We start from the raw sequence: 849 nt of genomic DNA on the forward strand, positions 1-849 counted from the left end.
TCTATCTTTTATACACCATAAGGAGGAAAAATTCATTATGAAACTCAAGAAGATTGCTTCTCTGGCGCTGGCCGGCATCATGGCCGTCAGCATGCTCACCGCTTGCGGTGAGGGCACCAACAACGGCAATAGTGGCTCTTCCAGCAGCCAGCCCACCACCGCTAGCGTCGTGAGCACTGTGAAGAACGCCATCGCAGATAAAAACAGTGATCTGGTCATTACTGTTGAAGAGAATACCGCTCTGAACAATGCGATGAAGAAGTTCAACGAGGATAATACAAAGCTTTATCACGAGGTGGACACTGCAACTGTACGCGACGGCGTGCTGGATTATGTATTTGGTGATCTCGCGGATGGTCATCGTCTGCTCGACCCTGATAAGATTGCGAATTTGGTTCGTGACTTGAAGGACGACGACAAAACTTTTTATCGTTATGCAGTCGTTTCCAATGGCGCTGGTTCTTCGGCTGATTCCGTGCGTACCTTGGCGGCGAACGCAATTGCTGAGAGCGTGAAAGACCTGCAGAATGTTGTTGATACAGGTGCTAAAACTGTGAATATTAGCTACACCATGTATGTTTACGAGGGCAGCATGGTTACCAAAGACAACAAGACTGAGCCGTATGTGGTGGCTGTTCTGAAGGCAACCTCTAAGACCAACGTCTAAAGCAAATCGTTACTTATAACACCCCCGGGGCACCATACCGGGAGATGATATAAGGGGCGGGCGGGTGCCAGAGACCACCTGCACGCTCGGGTAAAACACCCATCCGATGTGGCGGCAAAGAGGAATAGAACCATATTCCTTCTGTTGTTGATCGCACCAAAACAAAAGAACTTTTGCGTCAC

Annotated in this window: 1 protein-coding gene; it reads left to right on the forward strand. The window is 49.0% G+C overall.

All coding sequences use genetic code 11. From position 1 onward, the window contains the following. The first annotated feature begins 37 nt into the window (after window positions 1-37). Entirely contained in the window at window positions 38-667 is a 630-nt protein-coding gene (locus tag B5G12_RS14175; RefSeq protein ID WP_144064185.1) for a hypothetical protein, read from the forward strand. Window positions 668-849 lie beyond the last annotated feature (182 nt).

The organism is Faecalibacterium sp. An58, from assembly GCF_002161515.1.
Classification (GTDB): domain Bacteria; phylum Bacillota; class Clostridia; order Oscillospirales; family Ruminococcaceae; genus Faecalibacterium; species Faecalibacterium avium.

What these genes read in the sequence shown, in the direction of transcription:
- B5G12_RS14175 (WP_144064185.1), top strand. Translation starts at nt 38, where the DNA reads ATGAAACTCAAGAAGATTGCTTCTCTGGCGCTGGCCGGCATCATGGCC.